Annotated in this window: 25 protein-coding genes and 1 pseudogene; 9 read left to right on the top strand and 17 right to left on the bottom strand. The window is 49.0% G+C overall.

Features of this window, described 5'->3' with window-relative positions; translation table 11 throughout:
- Nucleotides 1-22: 22 nt before the first annotated feature.
- The 16 genes from ACOCLE_RS02365 to ACOCLE_RS02290 form a co-directional block, all read right to left on the bottom strand.
- Nucleotides 23-1,171: an acetyl-CoA C-acetyltransferase gene (locus ACOCLE_RS02365; RefSeq protein ID WP_419535358.1), complete on the bottom strand. Its 1,149-nt coding sequence runs from the start codon at nucleotides 1,169-1,171 to the stop codon at nucleotides 23-25.
- A 20-nt stretch (nucleotides 1,172-1,191) separates the two neighbouring features.
- Nucleotides 1,192-2,265: an acyl-CoA dehydrogenase family protein gene (locus ACOCLE_RS02360; protein ID WP_419535357.1), complete on the bottom strand. Its 1,074-nt coding sequence runs from the start codon at nucleotides 2,263-2,265 to the stop codon at nucleotides 1,192-1,194.
- A 10-nt stretch (nucleotides 2,266-2,275) separates the two neighbouring features.
- On the bottom strand, nucleotides 2,276-3,442 hold the full coding sequence (locus tag ACOCLE_RS02355) for an acyl-CoA dehydrogenase (protein WP_419535356.1): 1,167 nt from the start codon (nucleotides 3,440-3,442) through the stop codon (nucleotides 2,276-2,278).
- A gap of 1 nt (nucleotide 3,443) precedes the next feature.
- Entirely contained in the window at nucleotides 3,444-4,295 is an 852-nt protein-coding gene (locus ACOCLE_RS02350) for an enoyl-CoA hydratase family protein (RefSeq protein ID WP_419535355.1), read from the bottom strand.
- A gap of 41 nt (nucleotides 4,296-4,336) precedes the next feature.
- A complete protein-coding gene (locus ACOCLE_RS02345; RefSeq protein WP_419535354.1) occupies nucleotides 4,337-5,413 on the bottom strand; it encodes an NAD(P)H-dependent flavin oxidoreductase in 1,077 nt (358 codons plus the stop codon).
- A complete protein-coding gene (locus ACOCLE_RS02340) occupies nucleotides 5,413-6,309 on the bottom strand; it encodes an enoyl-CoA hydratase (protein WP_419535353.1) in 897 nt (298 codons plus the stop codon). Before ACOCLE_RS02340 ends, ACOCLE_RS02345 begins: the two co-directional genes overlap by 1 nt.
- Before the next feature lie 77 nt (nucleotides 6,310-6,386).
- Entirely contained in the window at nucleotides 6,387-7,226 is an 840-nt protein-coding gene (locus ACOCLE_RS02335; RefSeq protein ID WP_419535352.1) for a CoA-transferase subunit beta, read from the bottom strand.
- Nucleotides 7,227-7,245: 19 nt separating this feature from the next.
- Nucleotides 7,246-8,121 (bottom strand): CoA transferase subunit A, encoded by an 876-nt coding sequence (locus tag ACOCLE_RS02330; protein ID WP_419535351.1) that lies wholly within the window; start codon nucleotides 8,119-8,121, stop codon nucleotides 7,246-7,248.
- Between the two features lie 47 nt (nucleotides 8,122-8,168).
- Nucleotides 8,169-9,065, bottom strand: a complete 897-nt coding sequence (locus ACOCLE_RS02325; RefSeq protein ID WP_419535350.1) for a VOC family protein — start codon at nucleotides 9,063-9,065, stop codon at nucleotides 8,169-8,171.
- 375 nt (nucleotides 9,066-9,440) lie between these two features.
- Nucleotides 9,441-10,259: a phosphonoacetaldehyde hydrolase gene (gene phnX / locus ACOCLE_RS02320; protein WP_419535349.1), complete on the bottom strand. Its 819-nt coding sequence runs from the start codon at nucleotides 10,257-10,259 to the stop codon at nucleotides 9,441-9,443.
- A gap of 3 nt (nucleotides 10,260-10,262) precedes the next feature.
- Complete coding sequence (locus tag ACOCLE_RS02315; protein ID WP_419535348.1) at nucleotides 10,263-11,612, bottom strand: aspartate aminotransferase family protein; 1,350 nt, start codon at nucleotides 11,610-11,612, stop codon at nucleotides 10,263-10,265.
- Between the two features lie 5 nt (nucleotides 11,613-11,617).
- Nucleotides 11,618-11,743, bottom strand: coding sequence for a hypothetical protein (locus ACOCLE_RS02310; protein ID WP_419535347.1), 126 nt, complete (start codon nucleotides 11,741-11,743; stop codon nucleotides 11,618-11,620).
- Between the two features lie 45 nt (nucleotides 11,744-11,788).
- On the bottom strand, nucleotides 11,789-12,025 hold the full coding sequence (locus tag ACOCLE_RS02305; RefSeq protein ID WP_419535346.1) for a hypothetical protein: 237 nt from the start codon (nucleotides 12,023-12,025) through the stop codon (nucleotides 11,789-11,791).
- A 70-nt stretch (nucleotides 12,026-12,095) separates the two neighbouring features.
- Nucleotides 12,096-12,929, bottom strand: a complete 834-nt coding sequence (locus ACOCLE_RS02300; RefSeq protein ID WP_419537279.1) for an IS1634 family transposase — start codon at nucleotides 12,927-12,929, stop codon at nucleotides 12,096-12,098.
- Nucleotides 12,930-13,223: 294 nt separating this feature from the next.
- A complete protein-coding gene (locus tag ACOCLE_RS02295; protein ID WP_419533099.1) occupies nucleotides 13,224-14,114 on the bottom strand; it encodes an IS982 family transposase in 891 nt (296 codons plus the stop codon).
- Between the two features lie 372 nt (nucleotides 14,115-14,486).
- Nucleotides 14,487-16,523 carry a heparin lyase I family protein gene (locus ACOCLE_RS02290; protein ID WP_419535345.1) on the bottom strand — a complete coding sequence of 679 codons (2,037 nt, stop codon included), beginning with the start codon at nucleotides 16,521-16,523 and terminating at the stop codon, nucleotides 14,487-14,489.
- A gap of 301 nt (nucleotides 16,524-16,824) precedes the next feature.
- Here ACOCLE_RS02290 and ACOCLE_RS02285 point away from each other — a divergent pair.
- The 9 genes and pseudogenes from ACOCLE_RS02285 to ACOCLE_RS02245 form a co-directional block, all read left to right on the top strand.
- Nucleotides 16,825-17,019: pseudogene (locus tag ACOCLE_RS02285) on the top strand (hypothetical protein); the annotation flags it as partial.
- Entirely contained in the window at nucleotides 17,020-17,652 is a 633-nt protein-coding gene (locus ACOCLE_RS02280; RefSeq protein ID WP_419535344.1) for a TOBE domain-containing protein, read from the top strand. It begins immediately after the preceding pseudogene.
- A 12-nt stretch (nucleotides 17,653-17,664) separates the two neighbouring features.
- Entirely contained in the window at nucleotides 17,665-18,261 is a 597-nt protein-coding gene (locus tag ACOCLE_RS02275) for a hypothetical protein (protein WP_419535343.1), read from the top strand.
- A 180-nt stretch (nucleotides 18,262-18,441) separates the two neighbouring features.
- Entirely contained in the window at nucleotides 18,442-19,116 is a 675-nt protein-coding gene (locus tag ACOCLE_RS02270) for a hypothetical protein (protein WP_419535342.1), read from the top strand.
- 63 nt (nucleotides 19,117-19,179) lie between these two features.
- Nucleotides 19,180-20,685 (top strand): IS66 family transposase, encoded by a 1,506-nt coding sequence (gene tnpC / locus ACOCLE_RS02265; protein ID WP_419533942.1) that lies wholly within the window; start codon nucleotides 19,180-19,182, stop codon nucleotides 20,683-20,685.
- Between the two features lie 59 nt (nucleotides 20,686-20,744).
- Nucleotides 20,745-20,987, top strand: a complete 243-nt coding sequence (locus ACOCLE_RS02260) for a hypothetical protein (protein ID WP_419535341.1) — start codon at nucleotides 20,745-20,747, stop codon at nucleotides 20,985-20,987.
- Between the two features lie 474 nt (nucleotides 20,988-21,461).
- Nucleotides 21,462-22,886, top strand: a complete 1,425-nt coding sequence (gene aspA, locus ACOCLE_RS02255; protein ID WP_419535340.1) for an aspartate ammonia-lyase — start codon at nucleotides 21,462-21,464, stop codon at nucleotides 22,884-22,886.
- Nucleotides 22,887-23,445: 559 nt separating this feature from the next.
- Nucleotides 23,446-24,099 (top strand): response regulator transcription factor, encoded by a 654-nt coding sequence (locus ACOCLE_RS02250; RefSeq protein ID WP_419535339.1) that lies wholly within the window; start codon nucleotides 23,446-23,448, stop codon nucleotides 24,097-24,099.
- 605 nt (nucleotides 24,100-24,704) lie between these two features.
- On the top strand, nucleotides 24,705-25,088 hold the full coding sequence (locus ACOCLE_RS02245; RefSeq protein ID WP_066014847.1) for a response regulator: 384 nt from the start codon (nucleotides 24,705-24,707) through the stop codon (nucleotides 25,086-25,088).
- A gap of 112 nt (nucleotides 25,089-25,200) precedes the next feature.
- On the opposite strand, the gene sbcB is transcribed toward ACOCLE_RS02245, so the two are convergent.
- Nucleotides 25,201-26,652 (bottom strand): exodeoxyribonuclease I, encoded by a 1,452-nt coding sequence (gene sbcB, locus ACOCLE_RS02240; RefSeq protein ID WP_419535338.1) that lies wholly within the window; start codon nucleotides 26,650-26,652, stop codon nucleotides 25,201-25,203.
- Nucleotides 26,653-26,656: the final 4 nt, after the last annotated feature.

The raw sequence follows: 26,656 nt of genomic DNA, 5'->3' as shown, positions 1-26,656 counted from the left end.
TAATCCCCTGTTATTATTCTTTTTACAGTCTTTCAATAATCGTGACATTGGCCTGACCACCGCCTTCACACATGGTTTGCAGCCCGAAGCGACCACCCGTACGTTCCAACTCATGCAACAATGTGGTCATCAGCTTGGTACCCGTCGCGCCAAGAGGGTGTCCAAGGGCAATTGCACCACCATTGACGTTTGTTTTCTGATGGTCATAGCCTGTCTCTTTCAACCACGCCATGGCAACAGAGGCAAAGGCTTCATTGATTTCCACCAGATCAATCTGGTCCAGCGTCATGCCCGCCTTTTTCAATGCATACTCAGTTGCAGGAATTGGGGCGGTCAGCATCCAGATCGGATCAGCTGCACGAACACTCATATGATGAATTCGAGCTCGAGGTGTCAGATTATATTTCTTCAGGGCTGCTTCTGAGACAATCAGAACGGCAGAAGAACCATCACAGGTCTGACTCGACACACCGGCAGTGACTTTTTCACAACCAAACAGGTAATCCAGTTCAGCCATCTTTTCCAGAGTGGACTGTCGAGGCGTTTCATCAACAGACACACCTTCCATCGGTACAATCTCTCGACTGAAGCGCTGCTCTTCAATCGCCTGAAGTGCACGTCGATGGGACTCCAGAGAGTAACGCTCCAGATCTTCCCGTGAAAAACCCCAATGGTCAGCAATCATCTGGGCAGACTTGAACTGCGTGGGCGGCTCAGCGCCATAGCGTTCAACCCAGCCTTTTGAGCCAGAGAAAGGGTCGGTGAACCCCAGAGGTTCCGCCGCCATCATCGCTGAGGAGATAGGAATCTGAGTCATGGTTTGCACACCACCAGCAATCACCACATCCTGCGTGCCACTCATAACCGCTTGAGCGGCAAAATGAACCGCCTGTTGAGAAGAACCACACTGACGGTCAATGGTTGTGCCGGGAACCTCTTCAGAAAGACCCGCAGCCAGCCAGGCTGTCCGGGCTATATCACCCGCCAGTGGGCCAATGGTGTCTACGCAACCAAAAATAACATCGTCGTATTCATTATCAGGAATACCGTTACGCTCGACGATGGCCTTTAACACATGAGCGCCAAGATCAGCTCCGTGCACATGAGCTAAACCACCTTTACGCCGCCCCGTTGGAGAGCGGACAGCATCAACAATATACGCTTCTGGCATTATTCTTATCCCCTCAGAGCCTATGCGAAAGTACTTCCAGCACCCAGCTGAGCTTCGTCAGCCAATATAAACTGCTTAATACGCTGCTTATGGAAACCCTGTGTTCCGTAAGAAGAAGCCAGAGACCAGGCACGCTTCATAAAGATCTGCAGATCGACTTCCCAGGTATACCCCATGGCACCATGAGACTGGATACCATTTTTCGCCCCGAGCATGGCTGCATCGGTGGTCACCAGACGGGCATGAGAGACGTCTTTAGCGCGGCTTTTTAAGCCATGAGCAACCGAGTAAGCTGCTTTATAGAGGGGTGACTTGGCAAACTCAATCTGCACTGCCACGTTGGACATCAGGTGCTTGACGGCCTGGAATGAACCAATGGGCTTGCCAAACTGTTTGCGCTCAAAGGTGTAATCAACCGACAGATCCACCATTTTTCTGGCCAGACCCAATTGCTGTGCAGCAACCGCCAGTGCGCCACGATCCAAGGCATCCTGCCATAACTGCTTTCCGGCAGTGTCATCAGCAATCCCAGCTCCTGAAATAAGAGTTTCAGTGGATGGTGTCCACTCAACAGTGAACAGCTTACGACTGGGGTCAACGGACGGATTTTCTGCCAGCTGAACCTGTCCCTGAGACAGCGCATGCACCTCATCGCCATTGGCAAGAAGCAGAAGGTCCGCTACATGAGCATCGGGAACCAGAGGATTATCAGGATGGCCAACAGCGACACGAGCCTCGCCAGTAGCAATTCGGCTCAACCAGGTCTCTTTAAACTCAGCCTGTTCATCGCCCAGGCTGCTTATTAGTGGAACTGCAACCATCACCGTTTCAACAAGGGCTTCTGGCAAAGCGGTATAACCGCACTCTTCAGCCAGCAGTACAAAGTCCAGTTCATTCATGCCAAGGCCACCAAAAGCCTCAGGCACGGTCATCGCGGTCAGGCCGAGTTCAGCCAGCTGCCCCCAAAGCTCGCTGGAACGGCCAGTTTCGCTTTCCCAGAGCTCACGAATTCTTTCCGGTGTGACTTCATTGGTCAAAAATGACTTCACACTGTCGTGGAACATCAGTTGATCTTCAGTAAAAGTAAAATTCATTGCTGCACCCTCACGCTCTGGGCATGCCCAGCATACGCTCGGCAATGATATTACGTTGAATTTCGTTGGTACCGGCATAGATCGGACCGGCCTGTGAAAACAGGAAACCATCCAGCCATTTACCCACCTCGCCTGCGGCTGGGGCATGAGGCCAGAGTTCGGCTCGTGCCCCCAGAATACTCATGGCGGTTTCGTGCATTTTCTGATCCAGTTCTGACCAGAAAATCTTATTGGTTGATGACTCAGGGCCAATCTTTCCACCCTGTACCAACCGGGATGCGGTCATGTAGGTATTCAGGGTATAAGCTTCAGCGTCCATCCAGGCTTTCATCACCGCATCCCCAACAGCAGGGTCAATATCTGCAACCTCACGGTTAGCCTTGTAAAGCTCAACCAGTCGACGGGCTGTCTCCTGGAAACGGGCAGGAGAACGAAGCATAAGACCACGCTCAAAACCGGCAGTGGACATGGCGACATGCCAACCCATGCCTTCACCGCCCAGAACGTTTTCCACCGGAACTTTAACGTTGTCAAAGAAGATTTCAGCAAACCCTGGCAAGCCATCCAGCTGTGGAATTGGGCGTACAGTGACGCCTTCTGCGTCCAGAGGCACAAGAATAAAAGTCAGCCCTTTGTGACGACTGGATTCAGGATCGGTACGAAAAATACCGAAGGTCCAGTCTGCCCATACAGCCCGGGTCGACCAGGTTTTCTGGCCATTAATGACATAATGGTCGCCTACCCGCTCGGCCTTTGAGCGAATAGCCGCCATATCTGAGCCTGCACCGGGCTCAGACCAGCCCTGGGCCCAAACCTCTTCACCAGTAGCCATCTTTGGCAGGAAGCGAGCCTTCTGCTCTTCGGTACCAAACTCCATCAACGTAGGGCCAAGAAGGAAGATACCGTTTTGATTAACCCTCGCCGGTGCGCCAGAACGGTAATACTCCTCTTCAAAAATCAGCCACTCAATCAGGTCACAGCCACGGCCCCCGAGAGCTTCTGGCCAGGTCACCATGCCCCAGCGCCCATCATTCAGCTGGGCTTCCCACTCGCGGTGCTGACGAAAGCCTTCTTCCGTATCAAAGGATTGCAGAGGCTGCGCAGGTACATTTTGAGCCAGCCAGTTGCGCACTTCCTCACGGAAGGCGTTTTGACTGTCGGTATAACTAAGATCCATATTACGCCTCCGTGGCTTCCTTAGCGTTTGCGTCTTTTGACGAGAACGATGCATCTCGTTTTTCAACAAATGAGTCTCTGGCCTCCTGAGAGTCCGGAGAGGTATAAGCCTCCAGAGTAAAACCCTGTTCCCAGCGATATTTCGCTTCAAGGCTGCCATCTTCAATGCCGGTCAGCGCTTCTTTTGCCAGCTTGATCATTTTTGGACTTTTGGCCGCAATCTTGGTCGCTATTTCACGAGCGGTATCCAACAGCTGATCTTTTGGGACAACCCGCTCCACAGCACCAAGTCGATAAGCTTCCTGGGCATCAATCATGTCACCGGTAAAATACATGTAACGCACTTTCTGAACCGGGAACATTCTCTGCAAATGGGCACCACCACCCATGGCTCCACGGTCGACTTCCGGCACACCAAAGCGTGCACACTCTGAAGCAACAATGATGTCAGCCGCGCCGGAGATACCGATACCACCACCAAGAACAAAGCCATGTACCGCCACAATGACCGGTTTGGGATTCAAATGGATCGCTTCAAAGGTGTCATAGTTACCCTTGTTCACTTTAACGATCAGGCTTCCATCTTCTGCCAGCTCTTTAATATCAACACCGGCACAGAAGCCTCGACCTTTGGCACCGATGATAATCGCACGCACTTCGTCGTTTTTGCCCAGCGCTTCTATCTCAGTGGCAATATCAGCCCAGCCCTGACTGGTAAATGCATTGACAGGCGGGTGATCAAAAATGAGTTCTGCAACCCCCTGCTCGATGGATACATTAAATGGTTTGCTCATTATTCTTATCTCAATGTAGGCCGGTTCCTGACGGGAGCCGACGATATAGACTGCAATCACTTGTCGGCTCCAGATTAAGAGCCGACCTACGCTGAAGCACTTTACGCTGGCTCAACAGCCTTAACTTTTTCCAGACTGTTCAGCCTGGCCATTTGCTGCCGGGCTTCCTGCATGATTTCCTGAATCAGCTCTTCACAGCTCAGCAGACTGTCAATAGCTCCAGCTACCTGTCCGGCCGGCAATACGCCTTCACTCGGCCGCCCATCCACCATGGCTTTCTGAATCACCATTGGCGCATTGGCCGCCATAATGGTCTGCGCTGCGGTCATCTGGCCTTCCCCTCTCATTTGCAGAGCCGTTTTCAACAGGCTGACCACGGACATGCCCGTGTATTTTCTGAACGCCAGACCATTTTTGATCGCCAGAATCAATTTTTTCAGAGCTCCAGCCTTTTCCAGCTCAGCCAGGAATTCATTGGTGATCATTCGCTGAGGCATACCATCAATGGACTTACTGACAATAATGCTGCCCGGATTGCTGGTTTTTACATAACAATCGAGTGTGGCTGCTGGCACGGGACTGTCTTTGGTCATCAGAAAGCGGGTTCCCATGGCAATGCCTTCTGCCCCGTAGGCAAGGGCTGAGATCAGGCCTTTTCCATCCTTAAAGCCACCCGCCGCAACAACCGGTACGTCCAGCGCATCAACCACCTGGGGTAACAGGATGGAGGTCGGTACCGATCCTGTGTGACCACCACCTTCACCACCCTGAACCGTGACCGCATCAGCGCCCATCTCTACCGCTTTGATGGCATGCTTGAGTGCCCCAACGGTCGGAATACAGACGACACCTGCATCCTTTAGCTGAGCCACCATTTTCTTACCGGGCGAACGGCTGTAGCTGACAGCTCTGACGCCATGACGCACCACCATGTCGACAATCTCAGCCGCATTGGCCTGATACATATGAAAGTTCACACCAAAAGGCTTGTCCGTCAGCTTTCGGGTTTCCAGAATGGCGGCCTCCATCTCTTCTGGAGGAATCGTGGCGCCGGCCAGAAAACCAAAACCACCGGCATTACAGGTTGCAGCCACCAGTTTTGGGTCTGCGACCCATCCCATGGCAGTCTGTATAACCGGATACTGGCAGCCCAGTAATTTCGTCAGACGGGTCTCCATTATGCCTCCGCCTTCTTTTTATCTTTTGACGTTTCCCGCTGGGATGCCGCCATGGATTTGCCGTCAAACCCTGCCAGACGATCACCGGAAACCAGGTCATTGTGGGAGTGAGCGAAGTGATGAAGACCGAATACCATGTCCATGGTCGTACGCTTGCCCATCAGGTCTTCCGCATTGTTCACAGCCTGCTTGGTGAGCTGAAGTCCCAGACGAGGCATTTTGGCAATACGGCCGGCAATCGCGAGAGTTTCCTCTTTCAGCGCTTCCCGACTGACTACCCTGTTAAGCATTCCCATCTGATAAGCCCGCTCTGCAGGCATCCGCTCTCCAAGAAAGAGGAACTCTTTGGCAATTCTCGGATTCAGTTCATGTACATGAGCAAAATACTCAACGCCGGGAATGCCCATTCGAACAACAGGGTCTGCATAAAAAGAGTCATCAGAGGCAACAATCAGGTCACAGACCCAGGCCAGCATCAGGCCACCTGCAATGCAGGCTCCCTGAACCATGGCAATGGTTGGCTTGGGAATCTCCCGCCAGCGACGGCACATTCCCAGATACACTTCGTGCTCACGGGCATAGAGAAATTCACCACCGGGCTTATTGGTGTGGTCATACCAGAGGCTGGCACGATCAAATGTCTTATCCACGTCCCGACCGGGAGTACCTATATCATGACCGGCAGAAAAGTGCTTGCCAGCACCGGCCAGAACAATCACCTTAACGTCGTCATCATCACTGGCGCGCTTAAAAGCCGCATCCAGCGCATAGGTCATCTTTGAGTTCTGGGCATTGTTATATTCAGGACGGTTCATGGTGACAATGGCTACACCATCACGAACTTCGTACAGAACGACATCCTGGCTGCTGGTTTCTTCGGAATTGATATCTGTCATCGCCTGGCTTCCTCTTATACTTCTTATTCTTTCCCACTACCGTTTAATACCCCGCCCAATGAAGAGCGAAGTACGCTTTACTGACGACGATCTCCGGGTGGATTGTCCTTGAGCTGTCTGGCCCTGAGGTTGTGTGGGTCAAGCTGCCTGATAACGTCAAGCTGCGCCTGGGTAGGCGCTGCAGTCACCGGAATGTCTCCATCAACAATGACTTCAAAGCCGGTATTTTCCAGAACCTGTTCTACTGAGACACCAGGATGGGTACTAACCAGACGAAGCTGATGATCCGGACCATTCCAGTCCATCACACAGAGATCGGTAATCACCAGTCGTATATCAATGTCATCCAGTGAGTAGCCTTTAGGCAGCCTTTGTGGGTTGTAACCAATGGACGCCACTACGTCACATTCACCGTCTACAAAGACACGCTTATTGTGACTGGGCACAAAGAAACTGTTGGCGTGACTGATGGAGTTACCGGGAAAGCCACGAACGCCCAGCATCTGTACTTTTGGTTGCTCATAGGTGCCACCCAGTGCAGAAATGTTGGCCTGACCATAGCGGTCAATCTGGGTAGGGCCTACCATTGCATGGCGCTTGCTGCTCCAGACATTATCAAAAATTCGGGAGAACCCCATCCAGGTTTCATTCTTCTGGACGAAACCCTCTTCACGATTCCCAACCGGATTTGGTTCAGAAAGCAACCAGGCCTCTGAGTCAGTCATCATCAGATCAGGATTAAAGGTTTTCATGGCCAGACTGGCAGCCAGACGGGGAATCAAACCAATGCCTGTTGCCAGTACTTCTCCATCATTCCGGAAGGCTTCTGCCCCTGCACAGATCATCAATTCAGCAAGAGAATAATCTGCAGCAGCCGGGCTTTCTTTTAAAAGATCTGCATTGACCGGATTAGTCATAATGTACACTCCACCTTAATCAATAAACCGGCAACGGCAGTTGCTTGATCGCTTCCAGACCACCGACTTTGGTCTGGTACTCTTCTTCACTGCTGTTTTGAATAAACTTCTCAAAATAGGTCTCGAAACCGCCATCTTTTGCTGAAGCGTTGTATTCCTTGAAGTGGGGAACATCAAAACCATACAGTGGTGCACACGACGTTGGATGAGCGCCACCCGGCTGCAGGCATACACCACTGGTCATGGAGCGTTCCCAGAATACGTAGCGAGACTCTTCCGGATTATTGAAGTAATCCGCATCCACCAGCTCATCACAGGTTACAAAGGTCTTCTGTGCTGCCCGCGCAAACCAGTCATCCATGTAATGATCGGAGCCCTTGATCTGACATACGCCACGCTCATCAGCACGGTCGGCGTGCAGGAGAGAGACATCCAGCTTCAAGGCAGGCATGGCAACCCACTCTTTTTCATCATAAGGACTGTCAATCACCTTGATTTCTGGATTGACACGAACGACATCGGTACCCAGTCCGATACGGGTAGGAATGTAGGGGCATCCCCAGGCAGCAGCCCTCAGGCCCAGCAGCATCATCCCTTCATCGATCTCCATGACGTCAATCTCACCCTTTTGGCGAGCCTGGCGGAAGTAGGGCTCGAGTGGGATAAAATCAAGAGAAACGAACGCAAAGACAACCTTCTTCACTTTACCCGCAGCACAGAGCATACCCACGTCTGCACCGCCATAGGCGACGACTGTCAAATCTTTTAGGTCTGAACGGAGAATCTCGCGAATCAGTGCCATTGGCTTACGTCGTGGGCCCCAGCCCCCGATTCCGATGGTCATACCGTCCTGCAGTTCAGCAACAATGTCTGCAGCGGTCATGCGTTTGTCCATGAAGTACACCTTTTGTCGTATTTATTCTGGCAATCTGGTTTCAGGAATTATTTAAAGCCCACGCTGAAGTCATGCCCCCAGTGACTGACAACAGTGCTTTCAAAGGCTGTGTGCTTGTCCCAGTCCATAACACGGCCACCACAGCCATATTCCATGTCGAAGCCGGAAGGCGTCTTCATGTAGAAAGAGGTCATTTCATCATTGGTATGACGACCGAGCGTGGCTGTTAGCTTCACGCCGTTTGCAACCATGCGGTCCAATGCCCGACCCACTTCATCCATATCACAGACTTCCAGCATCATATGTACACAGCCAGAGGGGACTGGAGCTTCAAAAATCGCCAGAGAATGATGACGCCCATTATTACAGTGCATAAAGTGCAGGCGTTTTTCCGGCTCATTTGGGTCATCGGTAAAGCGAACGGTCATTAGGTCAGAGAGACCAAAACCGAGAACATCAGTGTAAAAAGAACGACATTTGTCAAAAGCAGGTGTAGGCAATACGGTATGTCCAAGACCCAGCCCCTCAGAAACAAACTCTTTTACACCCACAGGAGAAATAAAGCGGGCAAAGTCCTGCTGAGGCCCCCAGAAAATTTCATGACGATTACCATCAGGATCAGAAAATTTAATCAGCTCCTGCACCTTACGGGCTTTGGCTTCTTCCGAAGTGCCGTGAATCACCTGAACGTCGGCTTTTTCCAGATCACTAATGGCTTTCAGGAAAGCGTCAGGGCCTGAAACTTCCCAGCCACTGACGCCATAACGATCCTGATCAGACTTTTCCACAAGAATTCGATAGTTACGGTCATCCATTTTCAGATACAGCGTATTGTCATCAGAATCCTCAGTCAGCATCATTCCCAATACCTGGGTTCCATACTGGCGCCACTGATCCAGATCAGTTGACTCTGCGGTGACATAGCCAAGTCCGCGAATATCCATAACACCTGTTCCTCTGTATCTTCTTATTATGAGAGTGCCAAGTTGAACACTGCGTTAAACAATGGGGCACTTTCGACTCAAGGCGTTTACACGAAGGCTTAAAGTGCTGTCAGCAAATCCGGTTCATCGCTTTTTCAGCAGCAGAGATTTACCGACAGCATGGCCTTACTGTCATTGCCACTGATTAAAGCCATTGAGGGAAGAGGAATCATCGTCCAATGGGACTAACATAAAGAAGGGTAAACTATTAAAAACTGACCACTTTCACGCAGTATTAGCACCAGTTTTTATATTTTCGAGGACAGTTCAGCGCATTTAAAAAATTAAGAGCCTGAAAAACAGGCTCTCAAAGAATACAATACCAACACCCACAAATCAGGGCTTTTCTCCACGCATCAGACGCGTATTAATATCGCTGATAACGTCTGGTAAGTCCGCAATGGTATCCACTACATAGTGAGCACCTGCTGTCACCAGCTTATCGGTAGCCAAGGCCCTCTTTTCGGCCTTATAGCCACTGGAAGCGCTCAAATACTCTTCAAGCGTCATTCCAGCCTCATTGCCCGACAATGCCAGCCCCACCGTCCACATGCCGGCATTCAGCCCTTCACTGATACCTGGAGCGGAATCATCCACTTTGACACAGTGGTTAACGGCGTGAACACCCAGTTCAATCACATTCTGAAGCGCCATCCAGGGACCGGGCCGGGCACCAGCCTGTAAATCATCACTGACAATCACAGCATCCGGAGAGTAGCCTTTCTCTGCAGCAGCAGGCATCAGAATATCCATCACCTCTCTTGGGTAACCTGAGCAGGAACCAATTTTAATCCCTTCTCTACGCAGCAGCGCAATCGTTTCCAGTGCCCCGGGAACAGGGTCTGAGAATTCGGCCACTTTCGCTTTCTGCAGCGGCATGAAAGTTCTGTATATATCATCCACATCAGCATCTGACATTGACCGCCCAAAACGGCACTGCCATCGCTTGCTGACCTCTGGCAGCGCACCCAGAGTTTTTATGTGATCCCACTTTCCAAGACCCATGGGAACACGAGCTTCTGCCAGTGAAACATCAAAATCATAAGCCTGTTTGAACGCTTCAACAAAAATGGACGTGGGCGCCCAGGAGCCAAAATCCACGACAGTGCCCGCCCAATCCAGAATCACCGCTTCGACGCTTTTTTTTACATCCATGATCTATACCTCAATGTCCGAAATTGCCTGTTCAATAATATTCAGTGCTCGTACCAGGTCCTGACGCTCAATCGTCAATGGTGGACTCAACTGCAGTACATTGCCCTGAGAAACCTTAAAACTGAGCCCACCTTCAAGGCATCGATAGAGCACCTTTTCAGCTTCTGCGGTGGCTCTGGTCTTTTTCTCAGTACAAGTCACCAGTTCAATACCCCATAAAAGGCCAATACCTCTGACATCTCCGATAATGGGATACCTGGCTTTCATCGCCCCCAAACGATCTCGCAGGAAAGCGTCATCCGCCTTCACTTTCTGAAGCAGGTTTTCCTGCTCGATCACCTCTATGGTGGCCAGGGCAGCCGCACAGCCAACGGGGCTTTTTTCATGGGTGTAATGCCCGAGGGAAATAGACGGTGCGATATTAAAGCGATCTCTGGTTATCATCGCTGCCATAGGCACAATACCGCCACCAAGCCCCTTGCCAATACACAGAATATCCGGAGTGATGCCGTAGTGCTGAAAGGTGAACCACTCACCGCTTCTGCCCATTCCATTGGGTATTTCATCAATGATCAGTAATACATTGTGACGGTCACAAATCTCCCTGATCCGCTGCCAATACGCCTGACTGGGAACCTGCACATCGGTATTGCGGACCGTTTCGGCAATAAAGGCGCCGATTCCGCCTTCTTTCTCAATAACGTATTCCAGATAGTCAGCATAATGGACATCAGAACCATCCTCCCCTGGCCACACCCCCCGATAACTGACCGGAGGTGGAATACGTTCTACACCCGGCGTTAACGGCCCCATACCCGTTCGAAAGCAAGCCTCCCCCCCCACACCAATGGCATCCAGCGACGCGCCATGAAAAGAGTCCCAGAGGGAAACCACTTTATGGTTGCCGGTCACCAGCCTGGCCATTTTCAATGCCATCCCGATAACCGATGTTCCGCCCGGAGCAAACAGAACACGATTCAAATCGTCCGGACAAAGGCTTGCCAGTTTTCGGGCACACTCAATAGCGGCCGGGTTAGTAAAGCGTCTTGGTGAAAAAGGCAGCGTATCCAGTTGATCCCGGACACGTTTCACCACGACTGGGTGTCCGTAACCCAACTGGTGAACATTATTGCCATGGAAATCCATATAACGCATGCCACGGACATCCTCTATATAAATCCCTTCTGCCCGGGTCAGCACATCCAGACAGGGGGTCGACATGGACTGATCGAGAAAGTAACGGGCATCTTCATCCAGTAACTTCTGGGTTTCCTGATGGTCAAGCGTTGCCTGCCAGCGGGCGCGTTCTTCAGTGCTATTGATATCACCTTCACTGTTCAGTGATTCAACCATAACCATCACTGCTCCCAGTACATGCTGCTGGCAATGGCCTGAACCAGTGCAGCAATATCCTGGGGATACACTTCACCGATATTGCCAATCCGGAAACAATCAGCATCCGATACTTTGCCTGGATAGATCACAAAGCCCTGCTGTTTGAGCAACTGATAGAAACGGTCAAATTGATATTAAGGATGCTGTGGCGATCGAAAAGAGGTAATAAAAGGGGAATGCATTTCATGGGGTAACAGGCACTCAAAGCCCAGTTCTTCCATCCCCTGAACCAGCAGTTTCTGATTATTCTGGTATCGCTGATAACGGGCAGCAACCCCACCTTCCTGATGCAACTCTTCCAGCGCCTGGTAGAAGGCTCTGACCGTATGAGTCGGTGAAGTAAAACGCCACTTGCCGTGATGGTCTTCCATGCAGCGCCACTGAGCATAAAGGTCAAGGGACAGAGAGCGAGCCTGATGGGCGCATTTCGCCAGTAAATGCTCACGGGCGATCACCAGACCAAAACCGGGAACACCCTGAATGCACTTGTTCGCTGAACTGATCAGTTAGTCGATACCCAACATCCCCATAGGTGGAAGGAACTTGTGCAAAGTAATAATCCTCGTAGCCTTCAACAGGCTTCAGCGATACAGCAGACGCTTTGCCGACCAGTTGCTTTGCATCCTTGATATTCAAAGGCACCCGGGAGATAAACCGCTGTTTTTGATCATCAAGTAACTGAAGGGTTTCAGCAACGTACAGGGCGGCATCAGCGACCAGGTAGCGGCTATTCAAAGCAGCCCTGAAACACGACAGATGGTTTTTGATAATCTCCTGAAAGCAGGTTTTATCGTTCACATTACCGCTGGCAGGCGCCATGAACACAGGAATACCGGCCTCATTCTCGGTCATTAACTGCAAGACCACCTGCTTCAGGTCAGGCCGGTGTTCGCGGCTGTAACCGCGGCAGATATGGATGCACTTCAAGTCATCAGGGTCGTTATTACTGTTGTAGCCACCATCCACATGAAAGCTGGTGCCGTCCAGATTTAATGCCTTGCAGGGCAGCTTCAGATGATTAACGACCTTAACAGCAAGGTGCAGATACAAGTCACTGATGCCAGCGTCGTAAAGGCTGTCGAGGGCTCGCCCCAGTACCTTGTCGTTCAAATGTTCAGCCTGGATGCCTTCGCCAATGAGCCGATCGATCGGCTTGTCCTCATAAAAATCAGGAAACATATACAGAGTCTGTCCTGTAAAGCCCAGACCATTGATGATCATTTCGACAACAGCCTGTCCAATCGTGACATTACGTACATCGGAGTCATTGGTTATGCGCGCATCAATATATTCGGCTATCTTTACGCGATGTGCGACTTTGTCTGAAACTATCTCAAATTACTAGCCCGGATATTTCATAAACTGCCCCGAATCTCGGGCAGGACTTTGTCGCCCTAAGGGATTTTGTGAGGGAGTGCCGTACCGGGGAGTACGGTCGACCGAGCAAAACTCCCTTAGGGCGGCAAAGGACAAGCGAGAACGGGAGCACGTTTATGAAATATCCGGGCTAGCATGATGGTAAGTCCAAGTTGTATCTTCAAAATCACGCAATTATTTGCTTTCCGTTTTTTAATCTTCGGAAATAAGGTTCTCAAACTGTATTGCAGGACGACCAGCAATTATATTCAGATAAGAACCAATATTATGTGCCAGTAACTTCCGAGCGATACGTGATGTCATATGCCATCTATCTCGACAATGGCACTTTTCTATTTCAAAGCGCTCTGTCAATTGACCTATCACTGTTTCTATTCTCCGTCGTACCCGTAATACCAGCTTTACAAACGACTTCGGACGTTCATCTTGCATGTTTTTTCTCAGTGGCGTCTGAAGATCAATACCTAATTCCTGACAATCAGCTTTAAACTCAGGCCTTATATAGCCCTTATCGCCAAGCAAGAGGCCAGAAATGGTCTCGAGCATGTCATAGGCTGCATCACGCTCATCTACGTTCGCTGCGGTCAGAGTAAAACCCACAGGAATCCCTCGTGCTTCAACCAGCAAATGCCCCTGAAAGCCATAGAACTTCTTGTCCTTGGAAGCGCAGTAACCATAACCAGCCTCAGCTTTAAAGATACGGCTCTGTGGTGCACGGGTTCTGACGACAACATCAATCGGAAAACCATCGATTAAATGGATATCTGCATTATCTGCATGCATCATCTGGACTATACGAATTTGCAGTCGTTGTTTCACATGCCATAAGTTGGCGGCCTGTTTGACAAATGCCGAGCGTGAAGGAATGTCAGGAAACAGGTGTCGCCAGTGTCGGGTAAAATACTTCCAAATCTCAGTGTCCTTATGATGCCCAAGCCATTCACCGACAACTTCCATGGTGATCGCTTCACTATCAGTGAGCTTTGGTGGAAACCCTCGAAGTCGCAGTGGTACAGGAAAAAGCTCTTTTACCAAATCGTCGATCAAGCAGTAGACTGTAGTGATAAACTCTTCAACGGGCATGACTGAAACCTTCTTTGCTTTCTACTGCTTTTAATAGCAGAAAGCAGGATCAGTCATGTCTCCTTATGCAAACCTAAAAGTCGCACATGGCGTTATCTTTAGTTCCCGGCACATCGCAGCAACTAAGCCAAGGTGGTTAAGGCTTTTGAACTGGTATTGAAAAGGTGGCAAAACAATATCCCTGAATATCTGATCAGCCCTTTGACAACAGGTTTCAGGAAAATATCAATTGGTGTGGTGAAAGACAGATAAACGCAGATCTTTTTCTTTTACAAGCGCCTTGTTTTTCCCTGCAGAAATACAGAGCGCTCTATTTTCGCCAGCAATTTTGCCAGTGCAAACTTTTTGCACGGGTAAAATGAGGGAGTGAATTTACATTGAGGTCTCCTCCGTCTTTCCAGCTTGCTGCAATAGCCCTGCATCATTGGGTTCCGAATCTGCTGTATTGTTGCCATTGGGCTGTCGCCTGTTGAGCAGCTTATTGAGCCATAAGCCAGACAATACCAACGCACATAAGCCATTGAAACCATAGCTGATGATATGGCCATAATATGTGCAACCAGCTTCTTTTGCTGTGGGTTCTCTTGGTTCAGTGCCGTTAGCCGGAGTACCCCTGTTGTAAATCGTTGTGACAGGGCTTTCGGGGGTTGTTGAGTCGCTTGGAGTAATATTCTCTGTTGCTTGTGGGGAACCACCCGGAGTGCTACCCAATGAGCTCACTTTACCCTCTCCCTCTGTGTATAGGGTGGTTGGTTTCTGATGGGTGGCTCCAACAGATTTTAAATCTTTTGTTGAGGTGCTGCCGGGTAACTCCGTTTGCAATACCGTTGACCGGTAAGACGTTATCAGTCCGTTATGGTCGGCTAAAGAGGTTGGAGCCCTGGTTGTTGGTTGGGTCAAGGACCCCGAAGAGATACTCATTGGCTTCTCAGAAGAAGAGCTATTGGGTGTGAGAGCTGTCGTACCTGGGGAATAGGTCAAAGTGCTATTTTTATGAACAGGCTTAGGTGTCGATTTCAACTCACTCCCTTGAGCCAGTGGGCGACAGGTATTTTTCACTGGTACAGGGCTAAGTGTTTCCACCATGCCGGAGTCGTCAGGGCTGGTATTGATTACCGGGTCACGAAAGAGAACTTCAACCGGTTCATCACTGGATCGGTATAGGCCGAATTTAGCATATAAGCCACTCCCGCCTCGCTCCGGGGCATCATTTCTACCCAAGTATGTTCTGGAGTGTGCAACCATATTACCGTTTATCCAGACCTTTATTGACCCTTCTGTCGGTATTTCAGCGGAAAAGTCACTTGTTTCCACGTCGATCCAGACTTTCATCCAATCCATATCTGTGGAGATGGGGTGGGAAAAAATGTAGCTGATATCCCGTTCATTATTACAGCACTCTGCCTCATTCATTGTGGTCGTTTCCTCAGAGAACTTCAGGTTGCATCGAGGGAATTTTTCACTGAACATGGCATAGTCTGCCCTGGCGGTCATAACCAGAAAATATTTTCCATGGTCCTTCTCGATGGCAAGGGTTAATGGAGGGTATCCGCCCTGCTCGAAACGCATGCCATTATTCTTCATTAAGGTGTATGTTTTGGCCGATGTGTCGGGAGGCAAACGGTAGGTCGTGTCAGGGTCACCAGGGCTTTTGTAGAGCCATCGGTCGGGAAGGCCATGCAGCTGAAAAATAATGGCTGGCCCAAGCTCCTTGAACTGAAGGTCCATTGTTATTCTGGCTTTGCCCCCGTTTTTAATAACGCCGGAACAGTTGTTAAGTATAGCTTTGGAAGCACGGATAAACTTTGCCTCTTTTTTGGAAACATGTTTCAGGGAAGAGGGGGGAAAGCAATTAGACAATTCAGCCCTGCCTTTACACTTGTTAGTACCTGGCTTTGATGGGGGGCACGGGCTTCCATCTTTATTGGTTGCCCTTTTTAATGAATTATCGTGGTAGTCACGAAGCTGGAATCTATACAATCTTCTGTTTTTTTTTCCTACCTTTTCCTGAACAGGATAAAAACCTTTATCATCAGTTTTTCCAACCCTGACAAATTCACCATTTTGTGTTGTTTTTAAAGGGCCTTTCATATCCCTGATAGGCACTGGATTAGAAGGGACTGGACTCCATTGCGAACGGCCTTCAGGAAGTGTGGTATTAACAGGGTTACGAAGTGGTGATGCATCACATACGGCAACGCCTCTGGCAAAAAGTGCAAGGCCAGTGAGAATAACTCCTGGAGACTTGCAAATATAATAGGCAGGATTGGGGATTGCATCGACAAAATCACCGGCCTTATTACACAGCCAGCCATACCAAGTCGATTTATTCCGTGCCATGTCAGCTGCTGGTACAGGGTTGAATAAAACCCTGTTTGCCCCCTGTTCAATTGACGGTATGTTGTCCATAATATGTCTACAGCCTCAAATTAATATCACTCAATATTGTTGTCATCTCTCGAACCAACTGAAGATCTTCATATGCTCCTAGGATTTGTCCCGAAATAATTTCGACGTTCCATCCTGATGCAGCCCTCTATATAGGCAATGCGGGAATCAAATGTCGAAATTATTTCGGGACAATAACCTATATTGAGTTCAGCTTATGATAATTAGTTCCCTTCCGGTGAATTTTCCCTGAACAACCCAAAATCTGGTTGAAACCTATCAACCTAGCCCGGATATTTCATAAACAGCCCTAAAGAATGCTATCAGGATCATTCATAATTGCTTTAACCTCAGGAATATTGATGACCAGATCATCACTATTGGTTTTGGCCTTCAAAACCAGAGCCTTTCACGGGAAACGGTTCAAACGACAGTAGCCAAATGGCTTGAGACCATTGGACTGTCGGATGCGGGGGATAAATTTCCCTGTCAGCTTTCCGGTGGACAGCAGCAAAGGGTGGCCCTGGCCCGTGCTCTGGCGTTATCTCCCGGATTACTGCTGCTGGATGAACCACTGTCAGCTCTGGACGCCAGGGTTCGAGTCAAGTTGAGAGAAACCATTCGTTCACTGCAGAAGCGACTGGGAATCACCACCATTATGGTCACTCACGACCAGGAAGAAGCCATGGCGATGGCCGACCGAATTGTGGTGATGAATCACGGCCATATTGAACAGGTTGGTACACCCAAAGAGATCTATCAAAACCCAGCCTCTCGCTTTGTCGCAGAGTTCGTCGGCGCCATGAACTTTATGGAAGCAGAAGTAAACCCTCAGAATCAGACCATGCTGGCAAATCAACCACTGGCACTTGCCCCACAGCGTTCCCGCTGTGGAAAAGTTTTACTGGGTATCCGCCCGGAGGATCTGACATTCGGTGAGGGAATTACCGAGTTACCAGTGCAGGTTGAAACAATGGAGTTTCAAGGGACTTTCGTCAGGGCAAGCTGCAACCCACTGGGCTGGACATCAACCTTCACCATAAAAGTGGATGTTCCGGTTCATCAACTGGCCAACCTCAGCCTGCACCCTGGCTGCGAATCCCGACTGGTCATCCAGGAACAGCATATTCATGTTTTTCCCGCAGAGTAAGGAATGCTGATCATGGATCTTTCTACCACCGCCAATAGACCGCTATACAGAGAAACCAGCCAGAGGCGTCCTGTTTTCAACACTGGCAAGCTGGTTTCCGCGCTCTGCATTACCGGAGTATTTCTCTATCTGCTGATAACACTTCTGCTACCACTGATGGCCATGCTGGCCCGAAGTGTTCAGGATAGCCAGGGCCGTTTTGTCGGCATCAGCAACTTTGCAGAATACCTGGGCAGTCATGCCCTGACCCAGTCCATTTCCAATACCCTGATGATCGGCTTTGTGGTTACAGGTATTGTGGTCACTCTGGCGTTTCTATTCGCCTATGGCCTGACCCGAACCTGTATGCCCTGCAAAACAGTCTTCAAGGTTCTGGGTATGCTACCCATTCTGGCACCATCGCTGCTACCGGCGATCAGCATGATCTACCTTTTCGGCAATCAGGGCGTTGTCAGAGACTTACTGATGGGACATTCGGTTTACGGCATCATCGGTATTGTTATTGGCCTGGTATTCTGGACCTTTCCCCATGCACTATTGATACTGAACACTGCATTATCCACCTCCGACGCCAGACTCTATGAATCCGCCAGAGTCATGAAATCTTAAGCACTGCGGACTTTTCTGACGGTCACATTACCGGCAGCCAAGTTTGGCCTGATCAGCACTACTGCGGTTGTCTTTACCCTGGTAGTCACGGACTTTGGTGTGCCAAAGGTGATTGGCGGCCAATACAATGTTCTGGCCACGGACATCTATAAGCAGGTGGTAGGGCAGCAGAACTTTGCCATGGGTGCCGTTATCAGCGTGCTGCTGTTACTGCCGGCGATCATCGCTTTTCTGGTCGACCGCAGGGTTCAAAAGAGGCAGAAAGAACTCTTTGGCTCCCGTTCTGTCGCTTATCAGCCTGACCCCCACCCAGTTCGCGACCGAGTATTTCTGGTGATCTGCAGCCTGATGATCATGGCCATACTGTCGATTATTGCCATGGCGGTATATGGCTCTCTGGTGACATTCTGGCCCTGGAATCTCGAGCTTTCCCTGCAGAGCTATCGATTTGAAAATTTCAGTGCCCAGGGTTGGGTACCATTTTTCAATTCAATAAAACTCGCCACAGACACAGCAATAGTGGGGACGCTGGTCATTTTTATCACGGCCTACTGCGTGGAAAAAGTCAAAATGGCAGCCTCCATCAAATGGCTGATTCAGGTCATGACCATGCTGCCAGTGGCGATCCCCGGAATGGTATTGGGTCTGGGATATATCTTTTTCTTCAATCAGCCAGGCAACCCGCTGGGAATGTTCTATGGAACCATGGCATTACTGGTTCTGAATACCGTTGCTCATTACTTCACCGTGGGCCATCTCACGGCGCTATCAGCCCTGAAAAAGCTGCCTAATGAAATTGAAGCGGTAGCAGCATCGCTAAAGATTCCGCGTAACTATTCAGCACCCTTCATATAAATCTGGAATTTTCTGATTTTTCGACCATCATCTTATACTCAATTTTTCTAACAAATCTCCAGTATGGAACCAGACTTCCCAGCTACTCCGTTTACCGAAGCTCTCCTTAAAGAGAATGAAGAGCTTCGGACCGAGAATGCGCTTTTACGGGAACGTTGCAGCGAACTGGAAGAAAGGGTTAATAAAAACAGTCAAAACAGTAGTAAGCCACCATCGTCAGATGGTTATCAAAAGCCCAGTAAAAAAGGGAGTGATAAAGGTGATACATCTTCCAAAGAAGCCCCCTGCTCCTCACAGGAAACACCGAACCCCAAAAGCCTTAGACCATCTTCAGGCAATAAACCAGGTGGCCAGAAAGGTCATCAAGGCTCTTGTTTGAGACGTGTCGCCTTACCCGATTATGTCAGGCATCTGAAGGTTGAAAAATGTTGCTGTTGCCAGTCTTCGCTTATCGATATTAAACCCACCAAATACATTGAGCGACAGGTTTTTGATCCAGGTAGACCCGGAGAATTTGAAGTTACCGCGTACTGGGCAGACGTTAAAGTATGTCCTTGTGGTAAACGGAACACCGCTGAGTTTCCCCAAGGAGTGAAAGCCGCTGCTCAATACGGAGAAGTGACTCAGGCAATGGCTGTTCATTTAAACCAGTATCACTTCATCCCATATCACCGGGTGTCTGAGTATTTCAATGCTATTTATTGCATGAGTGTCAGCGCAGGCTCTGTTGCCAATTTTGTTGCCTATACCCATGAGAACCTGGCCTCTACTGAGCAGAGTATCCGCGATGCTTTACAAGAAAGTCCGGTTGCAGGAGCGGATGAAACTGGCATGCGGGTTGACGGTTCACTGTGGTGGTTACACATTATGCGAGATGACCAATGGACGCTTTACTACCTCTCAGAAAGGCGAGGTTGTGAAGCAATGGATGCAATGGGCATCCTGCTGACTTTTGCAGGCATTCTGGTTCACGATCATTGGAAGTCCTACTTTGCCTATGCGGCAGTGCATGTGCTTTGTAATGCCCATCATCTGAGAGAGCTTCAGGGAGTTGTCGATAGGGATGCGAATAAGCTGGCTCTGCGGCTGATGAAATTGCTTACGCTCTCCTGGCACTTCTGCAAGAAATACAAAGCAGCCGGTCTGACTCAAATGCCTGGTGCAATACAGCTTCGCATTGAGACGATATACGACCAAATCCTTCAAAGGGCTCTCACGAAGGAAACCGCTTATATGGAAAAACAACGACAGGTGCTTGGACGTAAGAAGGTCAGGAATACCAAGGCCTACAACCTGTTCAAAAGGCTTATTGAGTTTAAGGTTGAAACGTTGCGCTTCATGTCGGACTTTTCAATTCCCTTCGATAACAATGGCAGTGAACGTGATGCCAGGATGGCCAAACTTAAGCAGAAGATCTCAGGCTGCTTCAGAAGCGAAGACGGAGGTACCATGTTTACCCGAATCCGAAGCTATTTATCATCTGCTAAAAAGCAGGGGTTGAACATATTTCAGGCGCTTCTTAAAGCGGTTCGAAATTACAACAATACGCCTTTGCTGGGTGCTGAATAGTTACGATTCCGCAATACAGAACCTTTTTCAAAGTTTCACTGCCGGTATGCCTGCCTGCGTTGCTGGATATTGGTATCTATCTTTTTGTTAATGCCATGACCACCACATCCGCTGTCGTGTTCCTGTATTCATCGGACATCATGCCGGCATCCGTGGCGGTGATGAATATGGAAGATGCTGGCCAGAATGGCCCAGCGGCAGCCATGGCCGTTCTGATCATGCTGACAGCCGCAACCGTTAAAGTGGTTCACCTGCAGGTTGGTAAAAAACTATTGAATAACACTCAGCGCTGGAGACGCTGAGTGAGGTACACAAGCCCCCACTGCCAGCAGAAAAAACAAAGTCCACGCCAGACCCGCGTCAAACTATCCAAACACTACTGTTCATAAATGCTCAAATTTGCAAGGAACTGGAAAGCTATCAATTATTACCTCTGAAAAACACCGTACTAACCCCTAACACCATCAAAACATTTACTATAAGTCCTTGTGCAACAAGGCAGAGAGCAAGTTGAGCTAACCTAAGTACCAATAATCAGAGATATAACCCTCAGCCTTAAATCAATCCGTGATAGATGCGAAAACTGATCAAAATTGATACAGATCATGCCTTTTATCTTTTTTTGATAACTTTTGTTCAGTTAGGTAGTACCACTTATTGCTGATAATTATGGACAGGCACAGACTAAACCCAGCCAGCCTGCTTTTACCAAGCTAAAAAGGCTTATCCCACGCAGGCTGAAGATTTTCCTCCAGTGCGCAAGTAAGGCACAGATAATGACAGATCTTACCCAATACCGAATTGAACACGACCTGCTGGGTGAAGCTCCAGTTCCGGAAAATGTTTACTATGGCATCCAGACCCAGCGTGCCGTAGAAAACTTCCAGATCAGTGGTGTTCAGCTGAACCACTATGCCAACCTGCCACGTGCCCTGGCCATGGTAAAGAAAGCCTGCGCACTGGCGAACCGTGATCTGGGCATGCTGGACGAGCAGAAAGCTGAAGCGATTGCTGATGCCTGTGATGAGATCATCGATGGCCGCCTGCACGACCAGTTTGTTGTTGACATGATTCAGGGTGGTGCTGGTACCTCCACCAACATGAATGCCAACGAAGTCATCTGTAACCGTGCCCTTGAGCTGATGGGACACCGTCGTGGTGAGTACCAGTTCCTGCACCCGAACACTCACGTCAACATGGCACAGTCTACTAACGACGTATACCCAACCGCTATGCGTCTGGCCATGGTGCTCAAGCACAAGACACTGCTGGTTGCCATCAAGACCCTGAAAAATGCTCTGGACGTAAAAGCCAATGAGTTCAAGGACATTCTGAAGATGGGTCGTACCCAGCTGCAGGATGCTGTTCCTATGACTCTGGGACAGGAATTCCGTGCATTCAGCACCACCATCGGTGAAGACGTTCAACGTATCAGCGAAATGGCTGCTCTGCTGCGTGAAGTTAACCTTGGTGGTACGGCAATCGGTACCGGCATCACGGCTGACAGCCGCTATGCACCTTTGGCCGTGAAATACCTGTCTGAAATTTCTGGTCAGGAAATGATTCTTGCCGGCGATCTGGTCGAAGCCACTTCAGACATGGGTGCTTTCGTTATTTTCTCCAGTGCCCTGAAGCGCCTGGCTGTTAAGCTGTCCAAGATCAGCAATGACCTGCGCTTGCTTTCCAGTGGTCCGCTGTGTGGCTTCAATGAGATTAACCTGCCAGAAATGCAGCCTGGCTCTTCTATCATGCCTGGCAAGGTAAACCCGGTTATTCCTGAAGCCATGAACCAGATCGCTTTCCACGTAATTGGTAACGATCTTGTCGTAACTCTGGCTTCTGAAGCCGCTCAGCTCCAGCTGAACTACGCTGAGCCGGTTCTGGTTTACAAAATTCTTGAGTCTATCCAGCAACTGGCCAGCGGTATGAACATGCTGACCGAGAAGTGCATCAAGGGCATTACTGCAAACCGTGATGTTTGCCAGAGCTATGTAGACAACAGTGTTGGTCTGGTAACCGCACTGAACCCATACCTGGGCTACGAAAACTCCAGCCGTATCGCGAAAACGGCTCTGAAGAGTGGTCGTCGTGTAGTTGATCTGGTACTTGAAGAAGGTCTTCTGACTGAAGAACAGTTGAAGGAAATTCTCAAGCCAGAAAACATGATTGCTCCTTTGAACCTGAGCCAGTCAGCACACTGAATTATATAATCGTGCGTTGATCTCAGACGGAAGGCCTGTAGAAATACAGGCCTTTTTCTTTAAACCAACACTCACAAACAACTCCAGATACGCACAAAAACATAACAATGACCGTATTATCCCTGATAACAATACAGGAAATATCATCTAATATAATGTGCTTCACTCAGGCTTATGTTTATTTGCGTTACATAACCTGTAAACTTACGCAGTCAGCGGGAATGCTGGAACAAAATCAGAAGAAATCGATGCCTGTGGGAAGTACTACTCTGCATAAACTGCGAAAATAACCATGCTTTTCCAGTGAAAGCCGGAGTTGATTTTTTTGTTTGCCTGATAAAGCAACAGCATCATACTCTGCTAAACTCTTTGCTAAAATACAGAGCGAATTCCACGGCCTTTAAGCAATCTTTTTCAACCTGTGTGACTTCCGGACAACCTTCCGGATAACGCAGTTGATGCTCAAAGAGCGTTAATAATGGCTTTCCCGCATCACCTCTTTCCAGCCTGATGGCGAAAACACCAAATTATACGGCAAATTTCTCACAGTGGAGTCATTATGCAGCAACAGGACATGAAGCAAGAACCAACCGTATTTATCATCGATGATGACGAGGCGGTGCGTGACTCGCTGAAAATGTTGATGAAGTCGGTAGGTCAGACTGTAGAAGCCTTTTCTTCACCTGCTGAGTTCCTTGAAGTTTACGATGAAAACCGGCCTGGCTGTATTGTACTGGATATCCGTATGCCCGGCATGAGCGGACTTGAGCTACAAAGCAAGCTCAATGAAATGCACTGTATTCTGCCAATCATCTTTATCACAGGTCATGGTGACGTGCCTATGGCCGTTCAGGCCATCAAAGATGGTGCCATGAACTTTATTCAGAAGCCGTTCCGCGATCAGGAACTTCTGGATCTGATCAACGATGCTCTGAAGCTCGATACTCAACAGAGAAAAGAACTGCTGGAGCACAAGGAAATTCTGCGTCGGCTTTCCACGCTTACCGACCGAGAGCGTGAAGTACTGCACCATGTGGTGGAAGGTAAAGCCAACAAGGTCATCGCTGCAGACATCAACCTCAGCCAGCGTACTGTTGAAATCCATCGCTCCCGTGTTATGGAAAAAATGGGAACCAAGTCCCTTGCCCATCTGGTTCGCCAGGTCATGCAGGTAAAAGATCATCTGGACGGCGAATTTAACTTCAAAATCTAAGCTGCTCCTGCTTGCTCCGTACACTTCGTTTTACAAAGTTGCGGAGCCACTTCTACTGAAGCCAAACCAGCTCATAATATTTTGGTTATTTAAACATCACCTGAGAATCATAACCTGTTCCGATCCCCCGGCTAATGGAAGGGGATGCTATTCGCTTACTTTTTAAAATGGAATTACCCCATAACCATTACGGAATTGACCAAATAACGTCCCATTATAATTTCCGTTTAATTCTAAAAAAAATGATCTAAACGAATAACACAATACTTGAACGAACGGACAGCCAGATCCTTAGGTACTCGCCGAATAACGTCAAGTACATCCCTCCATTCAGGATTAAGCCAGCTAAACCTAAACTGAACTCGTACCATTGGACAATGGCAAGAAGAGACGATGAAATACTTTCTAAACCGTTTCGGTTCAATTTGATCAGGATGTATTTCGTATTTAAAAGGTTGCTTCTTGAGCTGCTGTTAATGACGGAATAACGTGTATGCTTCTTTGCATGTATGTTATTTCCGCAAGATATCGATAAGCAGTAGCTTTTTGCTTACAGCTGTTTCATTGCAACAATACAGGTTTCTTTTTACCGCAAGGCTGCCTTTATGAATCTCGCAACCCACTGCTCAGTCTACTTATTGGAACAGGATTCCGGCACTACCGAGACTATTCGCAGCCTGTGCCATGAAAAATCCATGGAGCTTATCTGCTTCAGTTCACACTTTGAACTGTTGAATGCACTGAAAGCAGATCAGCCATCCTGTATCATTGCCGCAAATGACCAGCCTCATGGTCAGGCGTTAAACCTGATGCAGGACCTGGCCAGTGGCAACCACCAGGTTCCAGTCATCATCCTAGGCCATCACAATGATGTATCCAGTGCTGTTGCAGCAATTAAAGCGGGTGCTGTTGATTACATTGAAAAGCCAACCATTTACGGTCGACTGGCAGAACAGCTGAACCTGGTAGTAAAGCATTCATTCCAATAAGCGTAAGCACATAAAGTCATATGTGCTTACTTGCTAATTTATCTGGATGACCGCAGTTTCAAAAAAATATTCATTCACCTGTAGCCAACTGAATAGTCGATCAATAAAAATACTAACTGGACAGGACACTCTCGCGCCGCCGAACATAATCAGACAATTGTGCCAACAGACGCTGCTTTCCCGGATCCCCCTCCGCCAATGCCTGAGCCTCTCCCAATTCATTCCAGAAATGATCAAACGTTAATAACTGCCTATTTTCCGGATTTAATTGTCCTGACAGTCGATCGCGGCAATATTGCTTCCAAAGCCCCTGATCTTCTCCATCCATGGTTTCAAAATAGTGCCGACCACGATATCGAAATAACATTTCCTCCAGTCGTTTATCTGAAAACGAGAGGCCAAGTTGAGCCAACTGTGAAGGATTGGATGTAACAATACGGCTCATTTCATGTTTGTCTGCGGGTGAAAAGAAACCACCGGAATAAATCATCTGATCTGGATCTGTATGCTTCATAGCCGGAGACTCTGAAAATACCTCCTTAAGTTTTGCAGCCAGCCTGTTATCAGCCATCAACTGATTTCGGTGCACTTCACACTTGGCAAGGTCTATTTCAAGGCGATCCTGATCGTCTGCCCTCAAAACACCAAGTGGCGCAACCGCTGGGCATTTATTAATATGAATGGTCTTCAACGGGATGCGTTCTTCACCATCGCCCAATTGATCAGCTGGCGTGAACAGCCTTCGCCGGATATCTTCCACCGATAAATTCAGTAAGGGTGCCGGATCCACCGACAGATCATAGACGATAATACCGTTGCGGTTTACCGGATGATCAATCAGAGGCATCACAACGGCCAGATTATGTCGCTGTACTCCAAACATACCAGACACATGCACGACCATTTGCTGATTGACCAGGTTTAACAGTCCGGCAACTTCTCGCTTACCACGATGAGAGAGATAGAACTGGAATACTTTGGGCTGCCTCTGCCGAATCAACCTTGCCAGCGCAATCGTCGCCCGCACATCCGACAGAGCATCATGAGCTGATCCATGGTCTATGCCGTTGGCAGCCGTAATCTCTTCCAGTCTGAAGCTTTTGAAACCATCCTCCCGTAGCGGCCATTCAATGCCTTCAGGCCTCAGAGCAGCGGTCAATCTGACCAGGTCGATTAAATCCCAGCGGCTGTTACCATTCTGCCACTCCCTTGCATAGGGGTCATAAAAGTTACGGTAAAGGATATTCCGGGTGACTTCATCATCAAAGCGGATGGTGTTATAACCCAGAGCACAAGTGCCAGGCACCATTAACTCAGTATGAATGCTGCGAATAAACTCTGGTTCCACTACCCCCTGCTCATTGACCTTTTGCGGTGTCAAACCGGTTACCAGACAAGCCATCGGGTTAGGCAGGTGATCCTCCGGCAACTTGCAGAAAATATTCAGAGGCTCACCCACCTCATTCAATTCTTTATCTGTTCGGATACCTGCAAACTGAGCTGGCCAGTCAAGCGCAGGATCAGTGCCGAAAGTCTCATAGTCGTGAAAATAAAAAGAGTTCATTTAA

Source organism: Endozoicomonas sp. (assembly GCF_965196975.1).
Lineage (GTDB): Bacteria > Pseudomonadota > Gammaproteobacteria > Pseudomonadales > Endozoicomonadaceae > Endozoicomonas.
Note: the sequence above shows the minus strand (reverse complement) of the source record. Positions and strands in the feature narration are given on the sequence as shown.

Coding starts and splice junctions, on each gene's coding strand:
- tnpC (WP_419533942.1), top strand. CDS start 19,180: ATGGAACCAGACTTCCCAGCTACTCCGTTTACCGAAGCTCTCCTTAAA.
- ACOCLE_RS02290 (WP_419535345.1), bottom strand. CDS start 16,523: ATGGACAACATACCGTCAATTGAACAGGGGGCAAACAGGGTTTTATTC.
- ACOCLE_RS02305 (WP_419535346.1), bottom strand. CDS start 12,025: ATGGAAGACCATCACGGCAAGTGGCGTTTTACTTCACCGACTCATACG.
- ACOCLE_RS02315 (WP_419535348.1), bottom strand. CDS start 11,612: ATGGTTGAATCACTGAACAGTGAAGGTGATATCAATAGCACTGAAGAA.
- ACOCLE_RS02360 (WP_419535357.1), bottom strand. CDS start 2,265: ATGAATTTTACTTTTACTGAAGATCAACTGATGTTCCACGACAGTGTG.
- phnX (WP_419535349.1), bottom strand. CDS start 10,259: ATGGATGTAAAAAAAAGCGTCGAAGCGGTGATTCTGGATTGGGCGGGC.
- ACOCLE_RS02275 (WP_419535343.1), top strand. CDS start 17,665: ATGGATCTTTCTACCACCGCCAATAGACCGCTATACAGAGAAACCAGC.
- ACOCLE_RS02355 (WP_419535356.1), bottom strand. CDS start 3,442: ATGGATCTTAGTTATACCGACAGTCAAAACGCCTTCCGTGAGGAAGTG.
- ACOCLE_RS02295 (WP_419533099.1), bottom strand. CDS start 14,114: ATGCCCGTTGAAGAGTTTATCACTACAGTCTACTGCTTGATCGACGAT.
- ACOCLE_RS02335 (WP_419535352.1), bottom strand. CDS start 7,226: ATGACTAATCCGGTCAATGCAGATCTTTTAAAAGAAAGCCCGGCTGCT.
- sbcB (WP_419535338.1), bottom strand. CDS start 26,652: ATGAACTCTTTTTATTTTCACGACTATGAGACTTTCGGCACTGATCCT.
- ACOCLE_RS02245 (WP_066014847.1), top strand. CDS start 24,705: ATGAATCTCGCAACCCACTGCTCAGTCTACTTATTGGAACAGGATTCC.
- ACOCLE_RS02270 (WP_419535342.1), top strand. CDS start 18,442: ATGGGTGCCGTTATCAGCGTGCTGCTGTTACTGCCGGCGATCATCGCT.
- ACOCLE_RS02365 (WP_419535358.1), bottom strand. CDS start 1,171: ATGCCAGAAGCGTATATTGTTGATGCTGTCCGCTCTCCAACGGGGCGG.
- aspA (WP_419535340.1), top strand. CDS start 21,462: ATGACAGATCTTACCCAATACCGAATTGAACACGACCTGCTGGGTGAA.
- ACOCLE_RS02345 (WP_419535354.1), bottom strand. CDS start 5,413: ATGGAGACCCGTCTGACGAAATTACTGGGCTGCCAGTATCCGGTTATA.
- ACOCLE_RS02250 (WP_419535339.1), top strand. CDS start 23,446: ATGCAGCAACAGGACATGAAGCAAGAACCAACCGTATTTATCATCGAT.
- ACOCLE_RS02330 (WP_419535351.1), bottom strand. CDS start 8,121: ATGGACAAACGCATGACCGCTGCAGACATTGTTGCTGAACTGCAGGAC.
- ACOCLE_RS02340 (WP_419535353.1), bottom strand. CDS start 6,309: ATGACAGATATCAATTCCGAAGAAACCAGCAGCCAGGATGTCGTTCTG.
- ACOCLE_RS02325 (WP_419535350.1), bottom strand. CDS start 9,065: ATGGATATTCGCGGACTTGGCTATGTCACCGCAGAGTCAACTGATCTG.